We start from the raw sequence: 1,237 nt of genomic DNA on the forward strand, positions 1-1,237 counted from the left end.
ATTGTAAACGATAAATCTAGGAAGTAATTTTGCGCTCTCATATCAACTCAAAGTTTAAAAATTAGACATAATGGGAAGTTATGACTAGTTTTCTATTTTTGGTTAAGTAAATAATAAATATATTAAATACCCGAATTGCTAGTTGATTATTTAGCCATGACTTGATACCCGATAGAATATCTTAAAGTCTCTGGTTCCAGTGATTTAGCTGATTTTAACAGTAAAGAATACGCTAAAAGTATCATCTCTAATTTCAATTGAAAACCTTGAGGCGAACGACTTTTACAACGCTCAGCTCCTAGATTTGTCAAAAAAGAGAAAACTCGCTCAATCACTTTTCTACGTTTTGAAAAATTAGGGAAAAGGATTTTCTTTTGCTTCATGTTCTTCCTGACAGGTGTAATTAGATCAATTCCTTTTAATTCCAGCCTATCATGCAGTGACTGACCTAAATATCCCATATCTCCAAGGACTGTTGGTGTCCCAAATTGACTCAACACTTCCTCGGTCATTGAACTATCAGCCATTGAAGCAGGAGTAATTGTGTAGTCTATGACATAGCCTGATTCACTGACTAAAGCATGACATTTACATCCATAGAAGTACTGTCCCTTTGTAGCATTGTAGCCAACATTTGCATAATCTCCAAGAACTTTGCTTCTGAAATTACGAATAGGCTGACACAAAGGAATGGGGAAGCTGTCAATAATGGATACACTAATTCCTTCAACCTCTTTAAAGACGAGTGCTTGGCGAATGACTTGGATACTCGGTAAGAGGGCATTACAACGGCGGACAAAGCGAGAATATTCTAGGAAATTAGGAAATAAACTTTGAGCCAATTGGTGCTTAGCTTTAAGTGTTTCACTAAAATGCAGTACGCCCCATAGGTAACAAGCGATAACTAAGCAATCTGATGTTGCGAGATGGACGTTCTTTCGGTTTTGAACCTCAAGGGGAACACTCGTTTGATAAAGCGTCTCAATGGTTGTCAGTAAATAAACAAAAACTTTTGGAAGTGTGCTATTATAAGTCATATAAGTCGTGCGCTTTCTAATGCTTAGTGGTTTAAGATTAGGATAGCACGACTTATTTATTTTCCAATGAAATTAACTAGCAATTCGGGTAGAAAGTTTAGAGGTATCATATGAAACTACTTAATAATTTGTTGACTAGCTTAACACAATATGAGAATGAAATGATTCAAATTAGGCGTCATCTTCATCAATACCCAGAA

The 1,237-nt window shown here is 35.9% G+C and carries 1 protein-coding gene; it reads right to left on the reverse strand.

The window, feature by feature from the left end; all coding sequences use genetic code 11:
- Nucleotides 1-146: 146 nt before the first annotated feature.
- Nucleotides 147-1,037 carry an IS982-like element ISLll1 family transposase gene (locus ABZV44_RS45520; protein ID WP_100661389.1) on the reverse strand — a complete coding sequence of 297 codons (891 nt, stop codon included), beginning with the start codon at nucleotides 1,035-1,037 and terminating at the stop codon, nucleotides 147-149.
- Nucleotides 1,038-1,237: the final 200 nt, after the last annotated feature.

The organism is Nocardia sp. NPDC004860 (assembly GCF_040609015.1).
GTDB lineage: Bacteria > Actinomycetota > Actinomycetes > Mycobacteriales > Mycobacteriaceae > Nocardia.